Annotated in this window: 28 protein-coding genes and 3 pseudogenes; 16 read left to right on the top strand and 15 right to left on the bottom strand. The window is 60.1% G+C overall.

All coding sequences use genetic code 11. The annotated features are described in order from the left end of the window. Window positions 1-184: 184 nt before the first annotated feature. The 3 genes and pseudogenes from NKH19_RS22545 to NKH19_RS22535 all read right to left on the bottom strand — a co-directional run. Window positions 185-1208, bottom strand: a pseudogene (locus NKH19_RS22545) (IS110 family RNA-guided transposase); the annotation flags it as partial. A 488-nt stretch (window positions 1209-1696) separates the two neighbouring features. Next, window positions 1697-2791 carry an alkene reductase gene (locus NKH19_RS22540; RefSeq protein WP_352982812.1) on the bottom strand — a complete coding sequence of 365 codons (1095 nt, stop codon included), beginning with the start codon at window positions 2789-2791 and terminating at the stop codon, window positions 1697-1699. A gap of 58 nt (window positions 2792-2849) precedes the next feature. After that, on the bottom strand, window positions 2850-3638 hold the full coding sequence (locus NKH19_RS22535; protein WP_352869768.1) for an SDR family NAD(P)-dependent oxidoreductase: 789 nt from the start codon (window positions 3636-3638) through the stop codon (window positions 2850-2852). A 110-nt stretch (window positions 3639-3748) separates the two neighbouring features. Here NKH19_RS22535 and NKH19_RS22530 point away from each other — a divergent pair, with 110 nt between their 5' ends. Continuing rightward, entirely contained in the window at window positions 3749-4330 is a 582-nt protein-coding gene (locus NKH19_RS22530) for a TetR/AcrR family transcriptional regulator (RefSeq protein WP_352869769.1), read from the top strand. A 61-nt stretch (window positions 4331-4391) separates the two neighbouring features. On the opposite strand, the gene NKH19_RS22525 is transcribed toward NKH19_RS22530, so the two are convergent. Next, window positions 4392-4949 (bottom strand): TetR/AcrR family transcriptional regulator, encoded by a 558-nt coding sequence (locus NKH19_RS22525; protein WP_352869771.1) that lies wholly within the window; start codon window positions 4947-4949, stop codon window positions 4392-4394. A gap of 103 nt (window positions 4950-5052) precedes the next feature. Here NKH19_RS22525 and NKH19_RS22520 point away from each other — a divergent pair, with 103 nt between their 5' ends. From NKH19_RS22520 to NKH19_RS22510, 3 genes are all read left to right on the top strand, one after another. Next, window positions 5053-5865, top strand: a complete 813-nt coding sequence (locus NKH19_RS22520; protein ID WP_352869773.1) for an oxidoreductase — start codon at window positions 5053-5055, stop codon at window positions 5863-5865. Between the two features lie 85 nt (window positions 5866-5950). Next, the gene (locus NKH19_RS22515; RefSeq protein WP_352869775.1) at window positions 5951-6817 is read left to right on the top strand and encodes an alpha/beta fold hydrolase; all 867 of its coding nucleotides are present in this window, start codon (window positions 5951-5953) and stop codon (window positions 6815-6817) included. Window positions 6818-6879: 62 nt separating this feature from the next. Continuing rightward, window positions 6880-7881, top strand: coding sequence for an NADP-dependent oxidoreductase (locus NKH19_RS22510; protein WP_352869777.1), 1002 nt, complete (start codon window positions 6880-6882; stop codon window positions 7879-7881). Between the two features lie 192 nt (window positions 7882-8073). Here NKH19_RS22510 and NKH19_RS22505 read toward each other — a convergent pair whose 3' ends face one another. After that, the gene (locus NKH19_RS22505; protein ID WP_352869778.1) at window positions 8074-8643 is read right to left on the bottom strand and encodes a TetR/AcrR family transcriptional regulator; all 570 of its coding nucleotides are present in this window, start codon (window positions 8641-8643) and stop codon (window positions 8074-8076) included. Between the two features lie 104 nt (window positions 8644-8747). On the opposite strand from NKH19_RS22505, the gene NKH19_RS22500 reads away from it, so the two are divergent. Beyond that, window positions 8748-9716, top strand: coding sequence for an enoyl-CoA hydratase/isomerase family protein (locus NKH19_RS22500; RefSeq protein ID WP_352869780.1), 969 nt, complete (start codon window positions 8748-8750; stop codon window positions 9714-9716). A gap of 233 nt (window positions 9717-9949) precedes the next feature. Here NKH19_RS22500 and NKH19_RS22495 read toward each other — a convergent pair whose 3' ends face one another. Then, entirely contained in the window at window positions 9950-10351 is a 402-nt protein-coding gene (locus NKH19_RS22495; protein ID WP_352869782.1) for a diguanylate cyclase domain-containing protein, read from the bottom strand. Window positions 10352-10476: 125 nt separating this feature from the next. On the opposite strand from NKH19_RS22495, the gene NKH19_RS22490 reads away from it, so the two are divergent. After that, window positions 10477-10683, top strand: coding sequence for a hypothetical protein (locus tag NKH19_RS22490; protein ID WP_352869783.1), 207 nt, complete (start codon window positions 10477-10479; stop codon window positions 10681-10683). A gap of 33 nt (window positions 10684-10716) precedes the next feature. Continuing rightward, complete coding sequence (locus tag NKH19_RS22485) at window positions 10717-10878, top strand: hypothetical protein (protein WP_352869784.1); 162 nt, start codon at window positions 10717-10719, stop codon at window positions 10876-10878. Between the two features lie 149 nt (window positions 10879-11027). Here NKH19_RS22485 and NKH19_RS22480 read toward each other — a convergent pair whose 3' ends face one another. Continuing rightward, window positions 11028-11717 carry a GDSL-type esterase/lipase family protein gene (locus NKH19_RS22480; RefSeq protein ID WP_352982809.1) on the bottom strand — a complete coding sequence of 230 codons (690 nt, stop codon included), beginning with the start codon at window positions 11715-11717 and terminating at the stop codon, window positions 11028-11030. Between the two features lie 44 nt (window positions 11718-11761). After that, window positions 11762-12019, bottom strand: a pseudogene (locus NKH19_RS22475) (histidine kinase); the annotation flags it as partial. 103 nt (window positions 12020-12122) lie between these two features. Here NKH19_RS22475 and NKH19_RS22470 point away from each other — a divergent pair. Continuing rightward, on the top strand, window positions 12123-12635 hold the full coding sequence (locus NKH19_RS22470) for an AI-2E family transporter (protein WP_352869787.1): 513 nt from the start codon (window positions 12123-12125) through the stop codon (window positions 12633-12635). Here the strand turns inward: NKH19_RS22470 and NKH19_RS22465 are convergent. Then, window positions 12595-13176, bottom strand: coding sequence for a hypothetical protein (locus tag NKH19_RS22465; protein ID WP_352869789.1), 582 nt, complete (start codon window positions 13174-13176; stop codon window positions 12595-12597). The two genes, NKH19_RS22470 and NKH19_RS22465, sit on opposite strands and share 41 nt — an antisense overlap. Window positions 13177-13353: 177 nt before the next feature. Between NKH19_RS22465 and NKH19_RS22460 the strand changes: the two genes are divergently transcribed. Beyond that, window positions 13354-13533, top strand: coding sequence for a hypothetical protein (locus NKH19_RS22460; protein ID WP_352869791.1), 180 nt, complete (start codon window positions 13354-13356; stop codon window positions 13531-13533). Window positions 13534-13566: 33 nt separating this feature from the next. On the opposite strand, the gene NKH19_RS22455 is transcribed toward NKH19_RS22460, so the two are convergent. The 3 genes from NKH19_RS22455 to NKH19_RS22445 all read right to left on the bottom strand — a co-directional run bounded on the left by NKH19_RS22455 (window position 13567) and on the right by NKH19_RS22445 (window position 15590). Continuing rightward, window positions 13567-14826 carry a type II toxin-antitoxin system HipA family toxin gene (locus tag NKH19_RS22455; protein WP_352972422.1) on the bottom strand — a complete coding sequence of 420 codons (1260 nt, stop codon included), beginning with the start codon at window positions 14824-14826 and terminating at the stop codon, window positions 13567-13569. Continuing rightward, window positions 14804-15139, bottom strand: a complete 336-nt coding sequence (locus tag NKH19_RS22450; protein WP_502911005.1) for a helix-turn-helix domain-containing protein — start codon at window positions 15137-15139, stop codon at window positions 14804-14806. The genes NKH19_RS22455 and NKH19_RS22450 overlap by 23 nt, the downstream gene beginning before the upstream one ends. A gap of 259 nt (window positions 15140-15398) precedes the next feature. Continuing rightward, window positions 15399-15590 carry a hypothetical protein gene (locus NKH19_RS22445; protein WP_352869795.1) on the bottom strand — a complete coding sequence of 64 codons (192 nt, stop codon included), beginning with the start codon at window positions 15588-15590 and terminating at the stop codon, window positions 15399-15401. A gap of 318 nt (window positions 15591-15908) precedes the next feature. Between NKH19_RS22445 and NKH19_RS22440 the strand changes: the two genes are divergently transcribed. From NKH19_RS22440 to NKH19_RS22425, 4 genes are all read left to right on the top strand, one after another. Continuing rightward, the gene (locus tag NKH19_RS22440) at window positions 15909-16052 is read left to right on the top strand and encodes a hypothetical protein (RefSeq protein WP_352982807.1); all 144 of its coding nucleotides are present in this window, start codon (window positions 15909-15911) and stop codon (window positions 16050-16052) included. Window positions 16053-17355: 1303 nt separating this feature from the next. Further along, window positions 17356-17670: a hypothetical protein gene (locus NKH19_RS22435; protein ID WP_352869798.1), complete on the top strand. Its 315-nt coding sequence runs from the start codon at window positions 17356-17358 to the stop codon at window positions 17668-17670. Window positions 17671-17868: 198 nt separating this feature from the next. Further along, on the top strand, window positions 17869-18063 hold the full coding sequence (locus tag NKH19_RS22430) for a MutS-related protein (protein WP_352869800.1): 195 nt from the start codon (window positions 17869-17871) through the stop codon (window positions 18061-18063). Next, on the top strand, window positions 18060-18260 hold the full coding sequence (locus tag NKH19_RS22425) for a P-loop NTPase family protein (RefSeq protein ID WP_352869802.1): 201 nt from the start codon (window positions 18060-18062) through the stop codon (window positions 18258-18260). The genes NKH19_RS22430 and NKH19_RS22425 overlap by 4 nt, the downstream gene beginning before the upstream one ends. A 469-nt stretch (window positions 18261-18729) precedes the next feature. Here the strand turns inward: NKH19_RS22425 and NKH19_RS22420 are convergent, their stop codons facing one another. Continuing rightward, complete coding sequence (locus NKH19_RS22420; RefSeq protein WP_352972415.1) at window positions 18730-19749, bottom strand: choline/ethanolamine kinase family protein; 1020 nt, start codon at window positions 19747-19749, stop codon at window positions 18730-18732. After that, window positions 19749-19958 carry a hypothetical protein gene (locus NKH19_RS22415; protein ID WP_352869806.1) on the bottom strand — a complete coding sequence of 70 codons (210 nt, stop codon included), beginning with the start codon at window positions 19956-19958 and terminating at the stop codon, window positions 19749-19751. Before NKH19_RS22415 ends, NKH19_RS22420 begins: the two co-directional genes overlap by 1 nt. 101 nt (window positions 19959-20059) lie before the next feature. On the opposite strand from NKH19_RS22415, the pseudogene NKH19_RS22410 reads away from it, so the two are divergent. Further along, window positions 20060-20422 (top strand): annotated as a pseudogene (locus tag NKH19_RS22410) (type II toxin-antitoxin system VapC family toxin); the annotation flags it as partial. Window positions 20423-20899: 477 nt separating this feature from the next. Here the strand turns inward: NKH19_RS22410 and NKH19_RS22405 are convergent. Next, window positions 20900-22201, bottom strand: a complete 1302-nt coding sequence (locus NKH19_RS22405; protein ID WP_352869808.1) for a cytochrome c — start codon at window positions 22199-22201, stop codon at window positions 20900-20902. A gap of 306 nt (window positions 22202-22507) precedes the next feature. Here NKH19_RS22405 and NKH19_RS22400 point away from each other — a divergent pair, with 306 nt between their 5' ends. Both NKH19_RS22400 and NKH19_RS22395 read left to right on the top strand, forming a co-directional pair. Continuing rightward, window positions 22508-22960, top strand: a complete 453-nt coding sequence (locus tag NKH19_RS22400) for a (2Fe-2S)-binding protein (RefSeq protein WP_352869810.1) — start codon at window positions 22508-22510, stop codon at window positions 22958-22960. 7 nt (window positions 22961-22967) lie between these two features. Continuing rightward, the gene (locus NKH19_RS22395; RefSeq protein WP_352869812.1) at window positions 22968-25121 is read left to right on the top strand and encodes a xanthine dehydrogenase family protein molybdopterin-binding subunit; all 2154 of its coding nucleotides are present in this window, start codon (window positions 22968-22970) and stop codon (window positions 25119-25121) included. The last annotated feature ends 35 nt before the right edge of the window (window positions 25122-25156 follow it).

The raw sequence follows: 25156 nt of genomic DNA, 5'->3' as shown, positions 1-25156 counted from the left end.
AGCATCGAACTGCTCGTCAAACCCGATAGCCTGCCCCGGCTACAACCCATCCAACCCGTCGAATCCTCTGTGCACAGGTACTAGTTCGAATCCTGTCGGGTGCGCCATTTTTACCATACGTTTTTCGGCGGCGGCAGAGCATGACGGGCTTCTTCAACAAGGAGCCTGACCATGACCCATCCCGCATCGCATGCATGATCACCGCCAGCTTGCGCGCTAGGGCCACGGCCGCTCGCTTGAAGCCAAGCCGTTCTTTCAGTTCCAACGCCCAGGTTCGCAGAGTGCTGGTGTCCGTTGATCGGTTCAGGATGACCGCCGCCGCCTCGTACAGAAGTCCGCGGAGCTGACTATCGCCACGGCGCGAGATATGACCGTCATGATCGATCTCGCCGGACTGATAGCGCCTCGGCGTCAGGCCCACCCACGCGCCCACTGTGCGAGAGTTCCTGAAGTTCGCGGGATTCTCCACGGCTGCGGCAAAGGCGGTGGCTGTGACAGTGCCTACACCGGGCACTGACATGAGCAGTCGGCAGTGCTGGTCATTTGCGCCATCGCTGCCAACTGTTTGCTCAGCTCTGCTGTCTGGTGCCGGATATCACTCCAGGCCCGAAGCATCGGAACCACGATCCGCGCCAGCTTGTCCTCACCTTGAAGAAGGTCGCGGACGTTGCGCTCGAACACACTGCCGGCGCCCTTGGGCACGACGAGGCCGAACGTCTTCATCAGCCCGCGAATCTGGTTGGATATCTGCAACCGCATCTGAGAAGCTGGCGCCGTGCGGTGATCAGCGTGCGGATCAGCATGCTGTCAAAACCCTTGACCCGAACTTCTCGGTAGAAACCGACCTCGGCAGATGTGCCAGGCCATCCGCATCATTCGCGTCCGTCTTGTTCGCGGCCAAATCGAGCGCGGCCTTGGCATGCCGCGCGTCCATGCAGATTCACGGGCAGTCCCTCTGCCGTCAACGGTGGTAGAACCACACCGACAGCGGCCCCGTCTCGAATACCACCCGCCGGACCTGGGGTGCTTGCGGATTGCCGCCGCAATCAGTTGCGGGTCGGACGCGCACTTGCCCCGCCAGATCCTCTGCCGTCCTGACGGATCGAAATTGCCGTCTCTTTCGTGGATACGTCGAGAGCGATATACTGCTTATGGCTGTCCTCCGTTCGATGCCTGGGCCTGGTGTCAATCGAGAGCCCGTTCTTCATCCTATCGGGGGAAAGCCAGCCGGCTAGAGGTTCGAACATCGCCGCCACGTCTCAGGTGGCCACCGCTCCCGCAATTATGCTTCGGACGGGCGAGCTATTTGATCCACACGGAGGAACGCGAGCCGCGGCCTGATACTTCAGTCGCTCGCTAGCGACGATTCCGTCAGACCATTCCACCAACAGCGTTCTTACAGGGGACGCATCGAGCTGTCCCTGCCGGGACGTGGCTGAGACCATTCCGCGAAGCGGGAAGCAACTGCCTCGGCAGCAGATTGCGCAACGAACACAGGAAGATCTCACCTGCGAAACTCATCCTGCGGCGATCTTGCATCGACCTCGAAGACGACCCTGTACCCCGCATGCGGACGAACGAGCATCGACAGAAAGGACGACGGCCTTGCACTCACTGGGTTTGGACACCAGTTCGAGAGCCCTGAGGCGCTGCTGTCACGTGGGATGGCTCCTCGCAGGCGCCGCCCTCCGATAGCTCATGGGCGGCTTGAGGCGGCGATCGCGGGATAGTCGGTATAGCCAGCGGAGCCGCCGCCATAGAGCGTCGCCGAGTTGAACTCCGTCAGCGGCGTGCGCGTCTTCAGCCGTTCCACAAGGTCGGGATTGGCGATGAACGGGCGCCCGAAGGCGAAGAGGTCCGCCTTACCCTCGGCGAGCCGCGACGCCGCGAGTTCGAGGTCATAGCCGTTATTGGCGACATAGGTATTGTTGAAGCGCCGGCGGAGCGATCCGAAGTCGAACGGCGCGACTTCACGCGATCCGCCAGTGGCGCCCTCGACGACATGGATATAGACGATGCCCAAAGCGTCGAGTTGATCGACGATATAGTCGAACTGCGCCTGGGGGGCGCTGCTCGAGACGCCGTTGGCGGGCGAGACGGGCGAAATCCGGATGCCGGTGCGCTCTGGGCCGATCTCCTCGACCACCGCAGTCGCAACCTCCAGCATCAGCCGGGCGCGGTTCTCGACCGATCCGCCATAAGCATCCGTGCGGACATTGGCACCGTCCTTGGCGAACTGGTCCAGCAGATAGCCGTTGGCGCCATGAATCTCGACGCCATCGAAGCCCGCCTCAATGGCGTTCGCGGCTGCTTGCCGGAAATCGTTGACGATCCCCGCAAGCTTGTCGAGCGCCAGCGCGCGGGGCTCCGAAACCTCGACAAAGCCGTTGTTCACGAACGTCTTGGTCGCGGCCCGGATTGCCGAGGGCGCCACGGGCGCGGCGCCGTTCTCCTGCAGATCGACGTGCGAGACGCGACCAACATGCCAGAGCTGCAGGAAGATACGTCCGCCCTTGGCGTGCACGGCTGTCGTGACCTTGCGCCAGCCGTCGATCTGAGCCTGGGAGTAGATGCCGGGCGTGTCCTGGTAACCTTGTCCCTGCCGCGAGATTTGTGTCGCCTCGGAAATCAGCAGGCCGGCCGACGCGCGCTGGCCGTAATACTGCGCGGCGAGATCGCCTGGAACGAAGCCCGGGCCAGCGCGATTGCGCGTCAGGGGCGCCATGACGATACGATTGGAGAGGGTCAGCGAGCCGAGAGAATAAGGCTCAAAAAGTGCTTTGTTGGTCATGGGTCACCTTGTTTGTCCCCGCCGCGACGAGGTCGTTATCAAATGGATTCGTTGGTGCTCAGGCGACCTTGCGGTACCGCTCGGCGGGATGTTCGTTCCGATAGTTCGGAAGCATGGCCTGGCGCGCGGCCTGAAGCGCGTCCCACTGCCCGGCATCGGGAAGCGGCGGGATGGTCACCGGTTCGCGACGGTCGAAGCCGACCAGCGCCGCATCAACCAGATCGTCCACCTCCATCACGTTGGAGAGCGCGTTGACGTCGGCGCCGACGTGGCCCCAGATCTCGGTTCGCGTCGTGGCGGGCAACACGGCCTGGACGTAGACGCCCTTCGACCCGAGCTCGAGGCTGAGCCCCTGTGACAGAAACAGCACGAAGGCCTTGGTCGCGCCGTAAACCGTCATGCCGAACTCGGGCGCCAGCCCGACCACGGAACCGATGTTGATGATCGCCCCTGCACCCGTCTTCGCAAGTCGCGGAGCGATGGCGCTGGCAAGCCGCAGAAGCGCGGTCGTGTTGAGCGCAACGAGCCGCGCCACGTCATCGGTGCTCTGTTCGACGAAGCTTCCGCCGATGGCCGTTCCGGCGTTGTTGACGAGGATTCCGATGCGGGCGTCGTCGCGCAGCCGCGTCTCCACCGCTGCAAGCTCGGCAGGTTGGGTAAGATCAGCCTGGATGATGTCGATCGCCACGCCGGTCTCCTCAACCAGGCGCGCCGACAGAGCCTCCATTCGTGCCACGTCACGGGCAACCAGCACGAGGTCGTGTCCGCGGCGCGCGAAGCGCTCGGCATAGGAAGCTCCGATGCCGGTGGATGCGCCGGTGATGAGGACTGACGGAATGACGGTCATGGCATTGCTCTTTTCTCTGATGGAACCTACATTCATGACGATCATCATGATTGCGGCTAAATATGATGGCCATCATGTAAAAGTCAACAGGCCTATCGGAGAATTTTGAAATGAAGGTGAGTCGAGAGCAGATGGCGGAGAACCGCCGCCGGATTTTGGATATCGCCAGCCGGCTGTTTCGCGACAAGGGGTTCGACGCGGTCAGCGTGGCGGAAGTGATGAACGCCGCCGGGCTCACCCATGGCGGCTTCTACGGTCACTTCAACTCGAAGGACGACCTGATCGCGCAGACCCTTGCCCATGTCCTCGCCGCGGACTCAGGCGTAGGGGGCGATCTTCGCGCTTATGTAGGTTCCTATCTTTCTCCCCGGCATCGCGACAACTGCGCCGGCGGTTGCCCGACGGCGAGCCTTGCCGCAGCCATCCGCCATCAGGCCCCGGCTGCTCGGTCGGCCATGACGGAAGGCCTTCGGTCGCAGATCGACCGTATGGGCAAGGCGCTCCCGGAACTGGATGCGGCAGACGGACGCCGCGCGGCGATCGGAAGCTTTGCGGCGATGGTGGGGGCAGTGATCCTTGCCCGGGCGATCGATGATCCAACGTTTTCGGATGAAGTGCTGGAACAGACGCGTGCTTGGGTTGATGCGGGGCTTGGTAGACAGTTTGCCAGCCAGCCGGGGCCCTCTGCATGAAGCCGAGAGCGCGCTTAGCGTCGCCACCAAGGGCTGGCACCCATAGCGGGCGACACGGACCTCACAAATGCGTCCGCGCCGCGTCTTTCCCTGCCGCGAGGATCCGATCGGACAATTCGGTCCCTTTCACAGCGCGAGCCATTTGAAGCGCACCGATGACCGTCGCAAAGACAGCAAGCGCCAGGCCTTCCGGGTCCTTGGCCCGCGGAAGTGCCTCAGCCAATTGGCGCACCAAAGCCAGCAAATGGTCGGTATAGGCGTCGCGCGTTTCAGGTGGCTGACGCGCCAACTCCGGCAGCAGCGCGGCTGACGCGCAGCCCTTTCCCGGATTGTCCCGATGCTCGGCCGAGAGATACGCCTCTATGGCCATCTCCGGGCCACCCGAGGCCAATGCTTCCGCCATCTGCTGCGCCTGAAGCTCCATGGCTGCCGCCACGCTTTCGCGGACAAGCTCCGCCTTGGATTGGAAGTGGGGATAAAACGCGCCATTCGTCAGCCCGGCGTCGCTCATGATGGTCGCAAGTCCGGACGCGGCTATGCCGTCGCCGCGAAAGCGGTCGGCGGCGACCTCCATGATCCGGCTGCGTGACGCGTCTTTCCGGCCCTTTTCGTAGCGCATGGCTGCTATTCCTCATTGCTATTGCATTATGTTCATAATCTGATAGTATGACTGTAATTCAACGGGCACAGAAAAGCTAGCCCCCATGAGCTTGGAGCACGAAGTGACTATGAATTCGGGAAAAACCGCGATCGTTACCGGAGCTTCCTCGGGCATTGGCCGCGCCAGTGCCGAGGCGCTAGTGCGGGCAGGGTTCACTGTCTTCGGAACGAGCCGCCGCAAGGCCAACGGCCCGGACGGGGTGACGATGCTGATTTGTGACGTGACCGACGGTGAGGCCGTCGCCGCACTTGTCTCGACGGTGCTCGCGCAGACCGGCCGGATCGACCTGCTGGTCAACAATGCCGGCGTCGGTCTGCTTGGAGGCGCCGAGGAATCCTCCGTGGCACAGGTGCAGGCCCTGTTCGACGTCAATCTGTTCGGTGTCATTCGCATGACCAATGCGGTGTTGCCGTCGATGCGGCGGCGCGGCGAAGGGCGCATCGTCAATATCGGCTCGGTATTGGGACTCGTGCCGGCGCCGTATTCAGCGCATTATTCGGCGGTCAAGCACGCGCTCGAGGGCTATTCGGAATCGCTCGATCACGAGGTTCGTGCCTTCAATATCCGCGTCTCGGTCATCGAGCCGGCATTCGTCCGCACCGTCTTCGACCAGAACGGGATCGAGCCGGATTCTCTGTTGAAAGAATACGATCGGGCTCGAGCCGGGCTCGAAGCGCTGCTTCGCGATGTGATGCCTGTAGCCGATCGACCGGAAGTGGTGGCGCAGGTGGTCGTCAAGGCGGCGACCGAGGCCAATCCGCGACGGCACTACACCGCCGGCAAGGCAGCGCGGCAGGTCAGCCTGCTGCGCCGCTTCGCCCCCGCGGGAATATTCGACAAGAGCCTGCGCAAGCAGTTCCGCCTGCCGGTTTGAACAACAGCGAGCAGAAGGTTTCACGCACATGCGACTAGCAACGACAACGCAATTGCCCGGGCCCCACCAGATGGAGGTGCCAAGCATGACGCATGGATTCAGTCAGTCGCCCCGCTCACCGGTATCGTTCCAGGATACGCCAACGCGCTCGGTGCATGTCGGCGGCACGGCGTTCGTCTACCGGGAGCTAGGCCCCAAGACCGGCGTACCGGTGATCCTGCTCAACCATCTCGGCGCTCAACTGGACAACTTCGATCCACGCATCGTCGATGGCCTCGCCGCGAACCGTCGAGTGATTGCCTTCGACAACAGGGGCATCGGTGCTTCGGGCGGCAAAACGCCGTCAAGCATAGCCGGGATGGCACGGGATGCGGTCGCCTTCATCAGGGCGTTGGGATTCGAGCAAGTCGATCTCTTCGGCTTTTCGCTCGGCGGCTTCGTGGCGCAGGAGATTGTGCTGACCGAGCCCACGCTTGTGCGCAAGCTAATCCTGGCCGGCACCGGGCCGGCCGGTGGCGAAGGCATCGACAAGGTGACGCCGTTGACGATCATCGACATGATCAAGGGGGCGCTTACTCTTCGGGATCCGAAATACTATCTCTTCTTCACAAGGACGGCGAATGGGCGCCGCGCCGCCAAAGCTTTCCTGCAGCGGTTGACGGAGCGCCAGGCCGATCGCGACAAGCCGGTATCGCTGAGCGCGTTCGGCGCCCAGCTCAAGGCGATCAAGGCTTATGGACTGCAGGCGCCGCAAGACCTGAGCGCCATCCGCATTCCTGCCTTGGTTGCGAATGGCGATCACGACAGGATGGTGCCAAGCGGCAACACCCACGATCTCGCCCGGCGTATCCCTAGAGCGCAACTGGTGATCTATCCCGATGCCGGACATGGCGGGGTTTTCCAGTACCACGCCGATTTCGTCTTGAAAGCCCTGGCCTTCCTTGATGCCTGACGCCTCTCGTCCGGGCGGTTCCCTCCCGGAGCATCAACAAACATTTTCAGAAAGTCACTGCCATGAAGGCATTCGTCGTCGACAAATATAGCAAGAAGGACACTCTGCGATTGGCCGAGATGCCGGAACCGGAACTCGGGGATAGCGATATCCTGGTCGAGGTCCACGCCGCGGCGGTGAACCTCCTCGATTCCAAGGTCAAAACCGGAGAGTTCAAGCTTATCCTGCCCTATCGCCGGCCCTTCATCCTGGGCCATGACGTGGCTGGGACGGTTGTCCGCGTGGGATCGAAAGTCCGCAAGTTCAGACCCGGCGACGATGTCTATGCGCGGCCGCGCGATGGCCGGATCGGGACATTCGCCGACTTCATCGCCATGGATGAAGCCGACGTGGCCTTGAAGCCCAAAAACCTCAGCATGGAAGAGGCGGCCTCGATCCCGCTGGTCGGTCTGACCGCCTGGCAGGCGCTCATCGAAAGGGCAAACCTGAAGAAAGGCCAGAAGGTCTTCATTCAGGCTGGCTCCGGCGGCGTGGGGACATTCGCCATCCAACTGGCAAAGCACCTCGGCGTGACGGTTGCGACCACTGCGAGCGCAGCCAGCGCAGACCTGGTCAAGGGGCTCGGCGCCGATGTCGTCGTCGACTACAGGAAAGATGACTTCGAGAAAGTCCTGTCGGGCTACGACGTGGTCTTGAACAGCCAGGACGCCAAAACGCTTGAAAAATCCTTGAATGTGCTGAAACCGGGTGGGAAGTTGATCTCCATCTCCGGTCCGCCGGATCCCGACTTTGCCCGGGAAAAGGAACTGAACCCCGTGCTGAGGCTGATACTACGCTTGTTGAGCCGCGGTATCCGGACCAAAGCCAAACGCCGGGGCGTGGGGTTTTCATTCCTTTTCATGTGGGCGCAGGGTGATCAACTGGGCAAGATCACGTCGCTCATCGAATCCGGAGCAATCCGCCCGGTTGTCGATCGCATCTTTCCGTTCGAAGCGACCAATGAGGCTCTGGCCTATGTCGAGACAGGACGCGCCAAGGGCAAGGTGGTCATCAAGGTCAGATAGCAGTTCCCTTTTTTGGAACGCAAGACGGCCTATATCCGCTCATGGCGCTACTTGCTCGTTCCGGTGGCCGCCGACCGACTGTAAGAAGCGAGCGAGTTCGGGTGCCTCTTTCAAGGCAGGTTCTGCCCGACAAGAATCACCGTTTGTTCTCCCTAAGCGTTGTTTAGCGTACTTTCAAGGCGATGCCCTCTATTATCGTGGTCGAACAAGGGTACGTGCTGCCTCTGCCCCCGCCGTCAGGATGCGGTCGGACAGTTCTGCGTCGTCAACCGTCCGGGCCAGTTGCAGCGAACCGATAAGGGTTGCGAAGACAGCCATCGCGACGCTTTCCCGGTCGGCAACCTGTGGATCGAGTTGATCGGCCAGTTGATGCACCAGGGGCCGTACATGCTCGGTGTAGAGGTGACGCGTCTCGGCTGGCTCACGGCCGAGCTCGGACAGCAATGCCGAAGATGCGCATCCAATGCCGGGGTTGTCCCGATGCGCAGCCGACAGATAGGTGTCGATCACCATGTCAGGCCCGCCGGCGACCAGCAGTTCCGCAATCTGTTGTGACTGTTCTTCCAGCGCCGCCGACACACTCTCGCCGACCAGCGCCGCCTTCGATTTGAAGTGCGGATAGAAAGCCCCGTTGGTCAGGCCGGCCTCGGTCATGATGCCGGCTAGTCCGGTGGCGGCAATGCCGTCGGAGCGGAACTTCTGCGCTGCAATCTCCACGATGCGGCGCTTGGATGCCTCCTTCCGGCCCTTTTCGTAGCGCATGTCTGCTCCTGCGTTTCCACCATTGCATTATTATCGTAAGGTATATAAGTGATTGCCATGCAATAACACGTCGCTGGTAAGAGTTCCAGCGTTTGGAGACAGCGATGGCCTCAGATTCCAGAAAAACCGCGACAGGGACCCATGGTCATATCGATGTTGAAGAGCACGGCAAGGTACTCGTCGCTCGTATCGATGGAGGACCGCATGCCTTGTTCGATGCTGCGCTTACCAAGCAACTAAAAGAGCTCGTTGATCGCGCAGACCGTGACCCGAACATTCATGCAGTCGTCTTCACTGGCACGCACCCCGATCGATTCTTGAGCCACTCTGATGTTACGTGGCTCCAACAGGGTGGTATCGGGTTCCCGCCGATCAACACGCGCATCGCCGGAATTGTCACTCGCATGGCGAGACTCATCAATAGAATCCCGATCGTTAGAACGCTTGCGGGAATGACGCGACTCAAGACGCTTTTGCAGCTCGATAGCTTTCACGCGACTTTCCTGAAGATGAATGCAAGCGGCACTATCTTTGTCGCGGCACTCAATGGCTCAGCGCTTGCCGTTGGCGCGGAGTTCGCCTGGGCGTGTGATTTGCGTATCATGGCGGACGGTGACTTTGTCATCGGCCTTTCCGAAGTCCTACTCGCGCTTACACCAGGCGGTGGCGGCTCCCAGCGACTACCTCGCTTAATTGGCGCCCAGCGATCGTTAGCCGCCATTCTCGAAGGCAAGCCGTTCACGCCAGCAGAAGCCCTCGCGCTTGGCGCAGTCGACGAGGTCGTTCCTCAGGACGAGGTGCTTGCACGAGCCATAGAACGCGCAGAATATCTGAGCCGCCGACCCAAGCAATCTCTTGGGGCGATCAAGCGATCCATCTACTTTGGCAGCTCGCTCCCGCTGGAAGAGGGCCTGCAGCTCGAGCATGCTGAGTTTCTGGTGAGGGATCAGTCCAAGGAAGCTCAGCAGTTGATGCTCAACTACATTGCTGCGACGGAAGCGACCGGCGAGCTGCCACTTATGGACCGGAAGATCTATGCGCGTGCGCTGACCGCGGGGCGTTTGGGCGACTAGCGGCTCCAGTCCGCTTGTGGCCGGGTGCCGCCGCAGATGACGCCCTCGGCCGGCGTCTATACCGATACAGGTCACGGTCACGCCGTATGCCTGGCGGTCGTAACCGATCACAAATTCCTCGGAGGCGCCGTCCAACTTGCCTTTCAGGCCGGCCTCGAGTGCCGCACCGCTACCATCGACAAAGGTGACCAGCGCCGACAAGGACACAGCCGGACGGCGCAAGACGGCTGGGGCTAAGTGGCTCGCCTCCAAAGGCTAACCTGCCTCGCCTGCATAAGAGTTGAACGCACCGCGTCCACCATGCTTGCTGCGTAAAGGGCGAGGTCGGCTTTCCGCAAGAGTTCGTCCAACGAAAGACCATCATCGGGCGCAACCGATATCCCAATGCTGGTGCCGATGGACACCGTGCACCCGCAGACCTCGAACGGCTCCTGCATTGCCGCCACCAGACGACCTGCCAGGACCGCGGCACTGACTGGCGATGAATATCGGTCTGCACAATGGCGAACTCGTCGCCGCCGAGACGAGCGACCGTGTCGTGCTCGCGCCGCTTGCACTGGCCTTTTTGGCGTGGCGAGCGCTACGAACTGTCGACGCCAATAGGTCGGAACGTTTCCGGTGCTGCCAAGAGACATGCCTTTGGCCCGCCGAAACTTCGTCCATCCATCGCGCAGGCCCTTTGGCGGGCCAACTTTCTGCCAGGAACCATTCCGTCCCGGTTGGGTTCGGCGTGTAGGCACATGTTCCGAAAGCCCCGAACATGACAGAACTTGATCGCTCAAGGCAGAAGGCTATTGCCGAAATCGTGCGGCGTTGGATGGGCACGGAAGTCCTCCGCCGGCACCTGCGCAAGCTCCTCAACTGGCGGTTCGAACCTGATCTGCCGCCCAACGTTGCTACATTGGTTGATGAACTTGACCGCACAGGACCCGATGCCAAGCGGGACGACACACAATCACAGCGCTAAACACTCTGCCCCCCGATGACGCAGCGATACAATATGGTAAAAACGCCTGAAGGCACGTGGGACATCATCGACATGTTCACCGGCATGCCTGTTGTCGAGGTGGGTGTTCCATTGATCGACATGCCCATCGATGAGGCCGACGATCTGGTTGATCTTCTCAACTTTCGCGACAGGAAGCGGCGGCAAGACAGCTAAGGCCACCGAGTCTGCCATATTGGCCCTAGCGGCCCGGCGTCGAGGGTGGAGGGGCTGGCGCTGAGCCTAAACCGGTACGGGTACTTCGCCTGCTGCATTAATATGTGCTTAAGCTAATGTACGTGCAAAGGGGTTCTTCAGACGGGTGTTCAACGCTGTTGCACCTGCGCGAGCAGCGCCTCAACCATAGGGAGCATGTTTCTAACGATGATCGCATCGCCCGCTGCATTTGGGTGGTCGTTGTCCGCTTGCAGCAACTCCCGATGCCCAGTCACGCCCTCCTTGAAGTCGGCGTAGAGCAAGTCTCCATGCTTGGTCGCCAGCTCGGAGAACATCTTTGAAAAGGGCTCGGCATAGTCAGCCCCCTGCCCAGCAGACAGCATAGACGAGCAATAGCCATAGGCCGCGGTTCCAACCACAAGCACTGGAACGCGCTTGTGGTCGAGGATAGTCAGAATCTGGTCGAGGTTCGCGCGCGTGTGATCCAGGTCGATACGAGCGCAATCGTTCTGACCCAGTTCAACGATGACAACGTGGTTTGCAGGGTTCGCCTGCAGGTCAAGGCCCTCCTTGGATTCCGCCAGCCAAGCGAGACCCCGTTTGCTGGTCCCCGTGTACCCCACCTCGGCAATTGTCACTGGGTGCCCGGCAGCGTTCAGCCCAGACTTTAGCTTGGTCGCAAAGCTCTCAGTGGGAGCTACTCCACCGCTGTTGATGTAACTGTCGCCGAGGGTGACGATTGTCGGAAGTGCATCCTCGGCATCCACGTTGCCGGCTAACCCCAACATTGCGGAAAATGCGGCAAGGGCCCCAAACGAAACGTCACGCACTTTTGTCATGGTCTACCTCCCTGCGGGACCATTAGGGGCTATCCTGGCCTAACGTCCATGGCAGTCTTCTCAGGGATGATCGTCTCCAGGAGCAGGCGCAGTGCCGGAATGTCCCACTGGCCGTCGCCTAGCGCATAAAGCAGGGCGCCGTGTGTCTCGTCGGGGTCGACCTTGAAGGTCTGATAGAAGGAGCGGCTGGCCGCCAGCACATGAAACTTTTCGTCGAGGACCAGGAACGGTGCGGCAATCGTGTTGACGATGGCCTGCGCCAGCGTCTGCGCGTCCTCGATATTCTCAATGGGGTGGAACAAGCTCAAAGCCGATCTGAAGGCGCCTTCGCCTCCCGTTCGGCCCTTGTTACACACTTGCCGGCTTCGTGTCCCGAATTGAATCGAACCGGCGCGTCACGACAACGTGCCAGTCGGACCGTTCGGTCGGAACCTGCAAGCGCGTATAGCTGCTGACGTTGCACGCCAGCTAAATGATCATGGTGGGCTGGCGACGCTAGGTATCAATGGCGGCAAATCGTCGAAACGGCATTTACCCATTAGAGCTCGGCCTGGCGGGCATTCTTCCGCAGCCAACACCCGTCCGCGCACCTCATTGCCCAGCGTCGCTATCATCGGGACAGCGGTTGCGGCGCTGTATTTCGGGCGCGAAGTGTTCCTGCGGATCGCCATTGCGCTGCTTTTGACCTTCGCGCTTGCGCCCGTGGTGTCGGCTTTGAAGCGCGTCGGCATTCCCCGCCTTCCCGCTGTCATCGTCAGTGTGCTCGGTGCTTTCGCGGCACTCGCTCTGTTCTCTTTCATTGCCGCATCGCAGGTTAGCGAACTGGCGCAGAACATCCCGGCCTACCAGACAAACATCCTGACGAAGATCTGGTCGCTCAAGGAAACGGAGCAGGAGAAGGGATCATTGCCAGATTGAGCCAGGTGATCGAGCGCGTCGCGCGATCGATCTGCAGGAAACGTCGCCGCCCGCCGCCGACACGCCAAACCTCGACGACAGCGCACACGAAGAAGCGGTCGAAGAGGATGAGCCGGCCGCCGCCGGGTACGGCAAGAGGGATGCGGGAAAAGAAACAGCCGGGGAGGGCAAGGAAGCCGAGGACGACAACGGGGTGCAGCCACATGCGGCCGGGGCTGAAGCGCCATGCCTGATCCAGCGCGCCGGCCATCAGCCGCTTGCCGAAGCCACGGCCGATCAAGGAGGGGAACAGGGCGCTGCTGTTGTACAATTCGACCATGCCGAGATACGCGCCGGCCTCGTCATGATGTAATAGAGATGCTGGCGCGGAACGGCAAAATGTGCCGCGATCTCGGCATCGGACATTGCGGAAACGCGATCCCACAGCCCAGGGCGCGCCGATCTCGAGGAAGATTGCCCGATGGGAAGCGCAGTCGGGCATTGTGATCCGGGTCAACGCCAGAGGTTGCGCGAGATCGGGCTGCGGAGCGCGCGCCTCCATTCACGTCACCGGATTGGCGAACTTGCCAAGCCACAGGCGCCGGTAGCCAATGGAAAGATCGGTGATTTCGGCTGGCATCGTGTCTTCGCTGATCAACGCATTCCTCGTCATGTCTTCCAGACAGCAGTATCGGCGTGCTGCATCCGATGCGAACTCCCAGCGGCATCGAACGGGTGCGTGGCCGATATGGCGTTGGGCTGGATTTCCTCGGCAAAATCTATCCTCGAGGAGCCGATCCAGAAGGTGGACGGTAACATGCGGGCGGCCAAGGAGCGCACGACGAGCTACATCGGCCGCTACAGCGCCAGGCTACATATCGGCGAGGCCTTCATTTCGGAAATCGATCTGCGCAAGTAAAGGAAATCCATCCCATCGCCGCGATTCCCCTCCTTATGCGGCACAGGTGCCGAGTATCGGGGTCATCGTTTTCACATGCTCATCAATCCGCTCGAGCACCTTCTCCGGAATAACGGCCCGTTCCGGAAGGCTCCACCAATGATCGTTGACGCGCTCGACGACCTTGATCACCGTCCTCAGCACGGCCGGCTCTGGCAGCCTTGCACGGTTGGCCAACGCCTTCCATCGAGGGGCAGCGAGCGCCTTGAAGGAGCGTTCGCCGCCGAGCGAGAGCGCCATCGAGTCGGCGGGATTATAGGGCACGGTCGACAGGACGTCATAAATTGGCGCAAGCTCTGGCTTGTCGCCCGTGCCCCGGTAGATCAGCGACCAGTTTTTGAGGTGCATGTCGCCGTTGCCGGTGATGACCGTCAGCGCCAGACGGCGCACGAATTCGAGCGCGGCCGTCGGCGAGACGGCCGCGCTCATGGCTGAGGCAATGTCATGATATGCGGCGCCCTCATATTTGCGCGAGGGATAGACACCGAAAACCTGCGCGAAATCCTCGATATGGACGCGCTCACGACCAGCGACGCGATCGAAGCGTTTGACGAGGAGAACCTTGCCGTCCGACAGCGTGTCGAACTCCTCGGGAATTCCCTCGAAATCGGATTTCTCGACAAGCTCGCGCTCGGGCACGTCCATGCCGATCGCCGCCGCCAGCGCTAGGTTGGCAAACTCATTTTCAGAGACGCCGGGGAACGCCGACGATGGAAATTTGGCGATGTACTGGCCTTGCTCGTCGCCCATAGGCAAGGTCAACCCACCTCCCTTGCCGGTGTTCTTCATCACAGAGAGTTTCATCTGTACGCCCGCGAGCGAGAACCGGGCTTTTGGCCTATCCTTTGAGGCATCCTCGGCAACCGCCGTCGTGGCATCGCTCGGCAAGACACGCACGGCGCCGGGAAGATCCGCACCCAGCGCGGCCAGCAGATCAAAATCGTTTCCTGCGCGCACATTGCCTGCGTGGTGTTTCTCCATCGCTTCGCGCAGTTTGTCTTCTGGAAGAAGGTTGGCGAAGAATGCAGGTAAGGCCCCGGCAAGAGGCTTTGGATCCTTCCGCAATCCTCCTGCCGCCGCGCGGAAAGAAAGGCTAAGGATGGGAAAGCCCCCGGTCGCTCGATAGGCGTCGTCGAAATTGAACGCATTGAAATCGCCTGGCGTCCTGACGATCGTTCCGACCTTCAGATCGTTCAGCAGCACGTCAAGGGAGGGGATGGCCTTGGGTGCTTTAAACATTCGGGGGACGATCATCCTCGTCGGGTTGGGAAACAAAGGCGGGGAGATCGTCGTCATGCGGCCGCAGCAAGGACTTGACGGCAGGAACCATGGACTGTGGGATCAGCATCATTTCCAGGCCTAGGGCGCGGGTGATGTTCATCAGGGTGGTCGCACGTGCCGCGGCTGCGCCCGTTTCGATGTCGCGATATCGGGGACGCGATATGCCGGCCATGTCGGCGACCTGCTCCTGCGTCAGCGACGCGGTAAGCCGCGCCTGCTTCAGCAGGTGACCTATTTCAAGCAGGGCCGCAGATTCCGATGGCATGGTGATACTTATGCGTTTCATTCCAGACTGGTTTGATACGCATAAGCATCTTTTCCTCCATTAATGTCAAGGAGTCTGATCTGTTTGAAGATCATTTGTGATATAAATGAACTGTTTGGGGATCGCGACGCAAGAAGTTGCACGCTGGTCATCCCTCAAAGAGCGGCAAATGGCCGGCGCGACTTTAGGCAACGCTGCTTCACTAGCAGCCGGGCCGGCCATCTGCAGTACGCTGGGCCGAGACCGCACACTGCCTGCGAGGGATCCGGCAAGCGCGCCGCTATTCGGTCTTTGCCGGCACTTCTTTCTTTATAGTTTGAGTGTCCGCAGCCTTCGACATATCGGCCTTCTCGACGCTCGCTGTTTTCTGCGTTTCGACCGATGCCTGTACCTTCTCGTGATATGGGCAATCGGCATGGGCAGCGGATACGGACAGGGTCAGCGCGGCGGCCATTGTGAGGAATGTTTTCATCGTCTTCTCCTCATTCGTTGAAGACGCATCGTAACCTGTCTGGTGCCGACCCGAAAATCACATTCCAACTCTAGGCCAAGGGGTACTTCAAGACCCGGTCGACTCCACGCCCCGCACCAACAAAGACGTCATCCCGCAGGTTTTCGGATTATTTTTAGGGCGCGGAACACTAATGAAGCGCACTGCGGAAGGCACTGGTTATCTCTGCGATGATTGACAACACACCGGCCGCGACTGCGATGAGGCGACGATCATCGCGCCGGGGATTGCGAGGATCGGACTATAAAAGACAATATTCGCCATTACATGGAGAGCGCTGTGACCCTGGACTACATCATCCCGACCGTCGACACAGCGAACGGGGATATGATCCTGGTGTTCAAGACCGAAGACGCCAATGGCGGGCGCTCATTCCGCATGTATCCCGAGAGGGTGCGCAGTTTCGTTCCCATTTCTCCCTGACGATCCGGTAGAAGGCGAACTGACTCCCTGAAATCATTCCGCACACGAAACGATCAAGCCACTGCCTCACGGTGACGGGCTTTTTCGTTGCCATCATCGGCCGGCGTCGAGTTCATCCCCGAGAATGGCGGCGGCGCTGGCGTGAGGCTGCGGAAAAGATAAGTCGCGCGTTATATTTTCTGCTGTGCGATGCAGAACCATAGGAGTACGATCGAGGTCGCATTGACGAATACTCGACTTGGCAACTATATGTCGGTAATGGGCATAACATTCGCTGTCTCGGTCGCGAACTTGTTTCTGATATTCAGCTTCGCTCACACAGCACCAGCTTCAGCAAAACTGGCGCTAGCCTTGTCAGTTTTTAAGATATCCTGTTTCGGCGCTCTCGCAGGAAGGTCAACTCTCCAGGAGATCAAGGCACTCAACCAAGACTATATCGAGGCGAAACTGGAAACCCACCACGCGAGGTACGCCGCCGAGGTCCCGACAGATTTGTTCGCCCCGTTGACGGTAGGTCTCCTCGTCTTGATTGGGTTGGTACAACTCTGGATGCTGTTTACTATTTGAGGCGACTGATCGGGTCGTAGAGCAGCGCCTGGCGGGCTCAGCAAGAAGATATTGGTAGCCGTTCGTCGTCATCCACCGAGCGCGGGCAGCCGTGACCGTTCATGGTGAAGATGCGGACCTTGCCGGCGTCAAAGACGATCTGCGATCGATAGCCGTCGAACTTGACCTCGTGAATCCATCCGCCCCCCTCGGAAGGTTCCTCTACGAGCGGCGGAGCGCCGCACGGAAAAAGGCCTGGTGGCCCGTGCCCTGCCTCCCCCGTCAGGGCGCTGCGGCATTGTCAGGTTCGCAAGGCGGCTGGCCTTTGAAGTCACGAGCAAGGCATCCATACTCGTCGAACGTCTGCCCGGTTTCCCTCGCAGCTTTGGCCATACCGCAGCCCGATATGGCCAGGCAGGAGAGCAGAGCAATCGCAGTTCTCTTAGCGAGCATCGATTCATGTCTGTCTCGGGGTAACTTAAAAGCAAGGATTCCCGTCCGGAAAAACGCGAGGCTGCATTGTGACTTCTCTGACATCTGACATTCCTCTGACAGCTTCGTCATAAGGCTTCGAACATCCTCCCGGCAGGGCTCCAGTCCCCTATTGGCCGGCGCTGCGGGACAGGAGAAATGGATCGGACGCGGTAGCCGCCTGAGCCTGGCGCGTGCGGGTGATGCCCCCATCTCCCGTCCGGACCGCACCGCGTCCTTAAAGCCCATTTAGCATGCCATTGAGGTGTGAGAGGGTAACATGCCAGTGAACGACGAGCGCAACCAACCCCTCCGCCGCTCGTTGACCCTGGTTGATCCCAGCACTCCAGGCCCTGCCGCCTTCCCACAGGCGGGCTTTTTTGATCTCAGCAAGATCCTCAAAGGCTCAGAGCAGCAGGTGAATTGCCAGAAGCTCGATGATCAGCAAAACGGCGCACACCGCGCCCCCAAGGGCATAGCCTCGCCAGTACTGGCGGATATCCTCATCGGTTTGGAATGCTTCTACCCAGAGCGCTTGAGGGGCGAGGCCAAGGCAAATGGGGACCGGCATCGTGGCGGGCACGACTGTATCACGCGCTAAGGCAGGTCGATCCGACATGCAGGCGGCCCTCTCGACCGCGAACAAGTCAGCATATTAGTTGTCTCTAACTAATGGCGCAATCGCCTTCGACTGTCCGACGTGCACAGGCACACATTCGCCGGTCTGTATGACATCTGCCTTGCTCTTACCAAAGGGCAGCGGGTCGTCGGCAATGATCTGGATGCGGACGACAAGAACATGGTCGTCATCACCGGCGCCAACCAGGGCGGCAAGTCAACGTTTCTGCGCGGGGTTGGCCTTGCGCAATTGATGATGCAATGCGGCATGTTCGTGCCGGCGGCCTTTTGCGGCAGTGTCTGTGATGGCGTCTTCACACACTACAAGCGCGGGGAGGATGCCACGATGAAGAGCGGCAAGCTGGACGAAGAATGAGCGAGATCGTGGATCATATGGCATCCGGCTCAATGGTCCTGTTCAACGAGTCGTTTGCCGCGACGAACGAAAGAGAGGGATCGCAGATCGTAACCCAAATCGTAAATGCGCTGACCGAGGAGGGATCACGGTCTTCTTCGTCACGCATCTGTACGAGTTTGCACATGATCTTCACGACACGAAACGGCCTGGCGTGAAATTCCTGCGTGCCGAAAGGCAGGCGGATGGCTCACGAACTTTCAAGTTGAGTGAGGCTGAGCCGTTGCAGACAAGCTACGGCGAAGATCTGTATCATAGGATATTCGAGGCCCCTTCGACCGGCTATGAATCCCACCAGTAGTAGCATGCATGCCGCAAGTCCAAGCACGCGGGGAGGCCGGGTCGTAGAGGCAGGACGATCTGAGGACCTTTTTGACAATCCGCAGAGTCCACGTCTTCGGCGCTTTTTGATGCTGTGCATGCCCGGCCACGTGCGTGATGATCTACAGTCCACGTTAATAGCGATAGGGACGAGGATAAACTAATCCGTCACTTTACACGCGGAAGATCGTTTGGAATGCGAACTTCGCAGGCGACCGCAGAATGAGCTCGGCTCTTCGCGGGTACCACTCTCCACAATGCGCCAAACGCGGCCGCTCTCGTAGGATAGCGAGTAGCCACCTGCGGTTATTCTCGGACGGGAGAAACCCGATCGCTGCCCCAACGAGATTGCCGCTCTCGCGGCTCTTCAAATGGCGCGCAGCCAAGCCTCCCAACGCGGGTCGTACATGACATCGCGTGCGCGCATATACTTCCAGACACCGTATTTCTGTAATCGAAATCCCACGTCTTGAGCTTGCGATTCACCACCGCCCAGGACGCCCATTTGACGTCGGCCAATGCGCGGTTGAGCATAACGCGGGCGACAATATCAGGTCTGATCGAGCCATAATATTGCTCGATCAGCTCAAGGATGAGTTTCTCTTCGTAGAACATTTCCGCAAACAGGACGCCGAGTTCGTAGGCGCGCTCATTGTTGGAAGCGAACTCGTAGTCGATCAGCTTCATCGGCAGCTGGTCCGCGGTGCCGCCGAGGCTGATCAGGAGTTTGCCGGGCATCGGGTCATTGAAGCAGGGAACGAGATCCAGGCCGGACGCCATGAATGCGGATCTGGCTTGCTCGTAGCGATGTTCGATCCACGGCATGGCAGGCGGAAAATGCGAGCCGAGCTGGCGGCCATGGTCGATGTGCTCATCGATCATGTCGAAGATGGTTTTAGTCAGCGACAGCGCCGGGCTCGCGTGAACACGGCGATAGATGTCGAGAACCGCGCTCTGGATCGCGGCGTTGGAGAAGTCCGCATTCGTACGGGCCCGATATCCCTGGAGGAATTCGCTGATCTCGACGCCGTCGACAGGGTCGAAGAACACGACCCGAGGGCCTACGCCAATGGCATGCGCGTTGCGTGCGGCCTGGTTGGCGACCACGCGGTCGACGAACATTTCCGATCCCGCGCCCGGGACCTTAACGAAATAGATTCGGCTGTCTCCGGCGACCTCGACGACCCAATTCTGGTTCATCAGGCCACCGACGAGTGCGCCATAGCGGATATCGCGGCCCTGCCATTGCGGCACCCGGCCGATGACCTGTTCCAGCGTGCGTTCGTGATCGTTGGCTGCCTGGCCAAGGGGCTTTCTGACGGACATCAGATCCTCCGCAGCGCTTGGCCGAAGCGCGGGTCGCGCAGGGCCATCCGGCAACGCAGGAATCGCCAGCTGGCGAATTTGTAGAATTCATGCGTATCGCGCGACGACTTCGCCGCAACCAGCGCCCCGATCAGGCCCCAACGCAAATCATCGGCGATTCCGTAGAGCCACGCCCGGTTGAAGGCTCTTTCGTCGAAGCCGCCGGTCATGCGCGAAAAGGCGTCGCGGGCTTCGGGCACCTCGTCGAAGGCCTCGACAAGAAAACTGCCGAGATCTTCCAGCGGATCGGCATTGGCCGCCCGGTCCCTTTGCCGAGCTCAGCCACCTGTTCGGCCGGCTCGACCCAGCGCACCCCACGACGAAGTCGGTCCTGAAAGTGGTTGCAGGCACGATTGAAGACATCCCAGTGCACCGGCTGCATGCACCCGACGCCACCGCCTGGGGACGCGCCGGCATGCTTGCCGGCCTGCTGTTCCGGCTGAGCCGTCTGCCGAAAGGGGAGGGGCATGAACGCCGCTTCCTCAACGATGCGCTGATCTTTCACCAGGCCGGTCTGCTGGGCGCGACGGTCCTGACCGGCAATGTTCGGGATTTCGATTACCTCAACCAGCTTGTTCCGTCGGTGCGTGTGATCTTCTACCGACCGGTGACAGACTTGCGCCCGCAGGGTTGAAAGCGTCTGTGGCAGATATGCCCGTGCACCGTGATCGTCCACCCTCTTTTAATGACCACCAGTCTTCAAAAAGGTCGCTGACACTCTCCTGCGACCGTTGAAACGCGGGCGACAACGGCCATTTCTAACGTAAGGACAAAAACGAGCGATAATGCCTCCGCGCGTTCGACTGGGGCACGTCGCATCGTGGCCTGCATCCTTCGCTAGGGGCTGCCTTCGCCAATTCCTGCCAGCCCTTGCAGCTGGGAACTGCATCATGCGGAAACCATCGGGGGGTGACCCCGCTGACTTTCATGACCTGTGATTCGCTCACGCACAGATGGCATCAGTCGAACAACCTTCGCCTGCCAGTGAACACTCAATGCCCAATCGATTGCACTGTTTGTCAAACAAGCGCTGGAAACATGGTGCTGTGCGTAGAAGCAATCCGCCTGCCCATCACCACTGGGGCAGGAAGTCCGATCGATCCGTAATCCGTTATTTCACCGGGCCGCGTGCTGCGCGAACGTCCGCCGGGCGAACGGAGCCCTTGGTCTCACCGAAGTGGGCCAGAACGAAATTCGCAAGCTGAGCAACCTCAACATCTGAAAGGATGGGAGCGAATGCCGGCATCGTTTCTCCTGTTCGACGCTCTTCGTTCGATGAGCCCTGCAGGATTACCCGCAGCAGATTGGCCCCCTTCGGATCGGCGAAACTATGGGCGCCGTCGATTGCCGCGCGCGGGTTAGATTTGCCCAGGGCATCCCACCCGTGACAGGCGGCACAGGCGCCGGCAAACAGTTTGCGCCCGGGATCATCGGATGTCGCGGAGATCTGATCGAGACCGGAATTCGTGCGAATATTTCTGTCCACGCTTAGTGAGAGACCGGTGGAAACGGCGGGCACTGTTCGCAAATATGCGACGATGGCCTCGATGTCGGTTTTCGGAAGCTTGCTCAAGCTGAGATCGACTGCCTCGCGCATAGAACCAGATGCTGATCCATGGCCATCAGAATGGCCACTGGCAAGATAGTCCGCAATCTCGCCGTCAGTCCACCAGCCGATGCCGGTCTGGTTGTCGCTTGTGATATTCCAAGCTTTCCAGCCGTCGACCTCGGCCCCGGACAGAGCTTTGCTTTGCACCCGCTGAAACATGAGGCCACGAGGGGTATGACACTCGCCGCAATGGGCGAGCGCCTCGACGAGATAAGCACCCGTGTTCCACTGCTGGTCGTGCGCGAGATCGGCCTTCATTGCGTCGTGCGGGACGAAAAGAATTTTCCAGGCTCGCATCAAGTAGCGCTGATTGAAGGGGAAGGCGAGTTCACTCGGTCGGGATGCAGCCGCCACGGGCTGAAGCGTACTGAGATAGGCTCGGATGGCTAGAACGTCGTCGTCGGAAAGAAGCGCATAGGACGCATAAGGAAACGCCGGATAGAGATCCTCGCCGTGTTTTCCAACTCCCGCCTTCACGGCACGGACAAATTCTGCGTCGCTCCAAGCGCCGATCCCTTCGACCGGATCAGGCGTGATATTCGATGAAAATATTTCTCCGAACGGAAGCGCAAATGCGACCCCTCCCGCGAATGGCTTGCCGCCTTTCGCCGTATGGCAAGCTGCACAGTCGGCGGCGACCGTCAGATACCGGCCACGTTCCACCAGTGTCGTACCGGTTGGCTGCCTGCTGCTGGCAGAGACCTCATTCAGACCGTGGGGCCAAAAGAAGAATGCCGCCGCGCCCGCGGCGCAGATCACGGCGACCACAGCCACCGAATAGATTGCTTTATGAAATCGCGTCACGGCCGATACCTTTTTGAATTCGACTGACTGAGCGAGCCCGGGTTACCGGGGCCTCGGCTTGCCGAACACGATGCGTCCCCATTTAGGGCACGATCTCGTAGCCAGTTGTTCCGGGGGTATATTGTAGGATTCAGGCCCGGGACCGCCGGTCGCTGCGAACTGGCTCCTTTGAAACCCACGCAGCGCTGGATGATACAATTCTTGGAGCCCGTCGTTGAGTATCCAAGCGCGAGGCGTGGTCCGTCCGTGCATGCGCTCCGCTGAGGGAGCTGTTGCCGACGATCCCCAAAGCGAGATGAAAAATCGATGAAAACCCTGATGGTCAACGATCGTCGTTACGAGGTGGACGTTCCCGATGACATGCCACTCCTCTGGGTCTTGCGGGATGTCATGGGGATGACCGGTACGAAATACGGCTGTGGTATCGCTCAGTGCGGGGCCTGCACTGTCCACCTCGACGGCGAGGCCGTTCGGTCTTGCCAGATTACGATGGCAATGATTTCCGATCAGAGGATTACCACCATTGAGGGCGTAGGTTCGACTGAAACCGGCAAGCGCGTGCAAGCCGCGTGGCTGGATAAAGAAGTCGTCCAATGCGGATACTGCCAGTCGGGCCAGATCATGTCGGCGGCGGCACTCCTGAATGTTCAACCACTTCCGTCAGATGAGGACATCGATGACGCGATGGCCGGCAACATCTGTCGATGCGCAACTTACATGCGAATTCGTGAAGCCATCCACCAAGCTGCATCAGTGTGAGGGTCCGATGATCGAAAACCTTGTTTCACGCCGCGGGTTCTTGAAGGGAACCGCGCTTGCGACCAGCGGCCTTCTCCTCTCGTTCGGGCTGCCCGGCGTTCTGCGCAGTCGTGCCGCGTTGGCCGAGAACACGGCGCCGAATTTCGCTCCGAATGCATTCATGCGGATCGACGGGGACGGGGTCACGCTCATCATGCCGCACACCGAAGTCGGGCAGGGCATCTATACTTCCAGCGCCATGTTGTTGGCCGAGGAGTTGGAACTCGAGCTGGATCAGGTGAAGGTTGAAGCAGCGCCTCCGGACCTGTCCAAATACATGGATCCGATCTTGCACGATCAGGCGACGGGTAGTTCGACATCCACTCGATCGGATTGGCTACGCCTGAGACAGGCCGGTGCTGCCGCTCGGCTTATGCTGGTTGCCGCAGCGGCCGCGCGCTGGGGGGTGGATGCCGCCACGTGTCGGGTCGAGAAGGGCATTATCCGGGATACTTCCTCCGACCGAGCGCTCTCCTATCTCGATGTCGCCACCGAGGCCGCGCTGCAGCAGGTCCCACAAGCGATACCTTTGAAGAAGCCCTCAGAGTTTCGACTGATCGGCACTCGAGCCAAGCGTCTCGACACGCCGGCCAAGGTCAACGGCTCTATGGTCTATGGAATAGACGTCCGCGTGCCGGACATGAAGCATGCCACGCTTGCACTCAGCCCCGTGAAGGGAGGTTCGATCGCCTCGATGGACCTCGCTGCCGCGCGAGCAGTTCCTGGCGTCATTGAGATCGTGACGTCGGCCGGTGAGGCGGTCGCTGTCATCGGCGAACATATGTGGGCTGCGAAACAGGGTCTGGAAGCTCTGCAGATCGAGTGGAACGCGGGAGTACATGGAACGGTCAGCACCGGTTCGATCATTGCGAAGATGAAGGCCGCCTCGCAGTATCAAGGGGTGGTGGTCCGCGACGATGCGAACGCTGTCGAAATGATAGAGGGCGCCGCGATCAAGTTGTCGGCGGTCTATCAGTCTCCATTCCTTTCACATTCCCCGCTCGAACCTCTGAACTGTACGCTCCATATTCGTGATGATGGCGCGGACCTTTGGGTGGGCACGCAAGTACCGGTTCGAGCCCAATTGGCCGTCGCCCATGCGACCGGCCTGGCTCCCCAGAATGTCACGGTGCCTAACCTGCTCATGGGTGGGGCGTTCGGCCGACGGCTTGATATCGACACGATTGAGGTCGCTGCGCGTCTGCTGAAGGACATCCGCTATCCCGTCAAGCTCGTTTGGACGCGCGAGCAGGATATGATGCACGACTACTACCGGCCCTATTACTATGACAGGGTCGCCGCGGGCCTGGACAAGCATGGGAAGATCGTCGGTAGGACGCATAGGGTCACGGGTTCGTCCATCTTCGCCCGATGGGCGCCGGCCGCTTTCAAGAACGGGATAGATCCTGACGCAGTAGATTGTGCCGCCGAAACGCCCTACGACGAGACTGCCGTCTTGGCGGATTACGTTCGCGACGAGCCCGATGGCATGAATACAAGCTGGTGGCGCGGCGTCGGGGCGACCCACAATCTCTTCGTGATAGAAAGCTTTGTCGATGAGATGGCCCACGCCGCAAAGCTTGATCCGCTCACTTTTCGCCGCCGGATGTTGACGAAAAATCCCCGCGCTTTGGCGGTCCTTGATCTTGCGGCCGAAAAGGCAGGTTGGGGCAAAAGCCTGGCGCCGGGGCGGGGGCGTGGAATCAGCCTACAGGTGGCGTTTGGCAGCTACCTCGCCCATATCCTTGAAATCGAGGTCAGCGCAGATAACACGATCCGGCTGCTTCGTTCCGTAATCGCTGTTGATTGCGGCATCACCATCAACCCCGATACTGTAAGAGCGCAGATGGAAGGGGGCGTCCTGTTCGGACTGAGTGCTGCGATGTTCAATCAGGTGACTGTCACGAATGGCGCAGTGGACCAGGCGAATTTCGACAGTTATCGCGTCCTGCGGATCAACGAGGTCCCTCGGATAGAGGTTTACCAAGTCGTAAGTGACGAAGAGCCTGGAGGCGTGGGTGAGGCAGGAACAGCCGCAGCGGCAGGCGCGCTGGGGAATGCCATCTTCTCGGCCACAGGTAGACGAATTCGCTCGCTTCCGCTAGCCTGCAACCTGATATAACTAAAAGCTGCCCAGCATCGTAACTGGGCGCTTCC

This window comes from Mesorhizobium sp. M1338, from assembly GCF_040318045.1.
Lineage (GTDB): Bacteria > Pseudomonadota > Alphaproteobacteria > Rhizobiales > Rhizobiaceae > Mesorhizobium.
The sequence above is the reverse complement of the archived record's forward strand: the minus strand, read 5'-3'. Positions and strand labels throughout refer to the sequence as shown.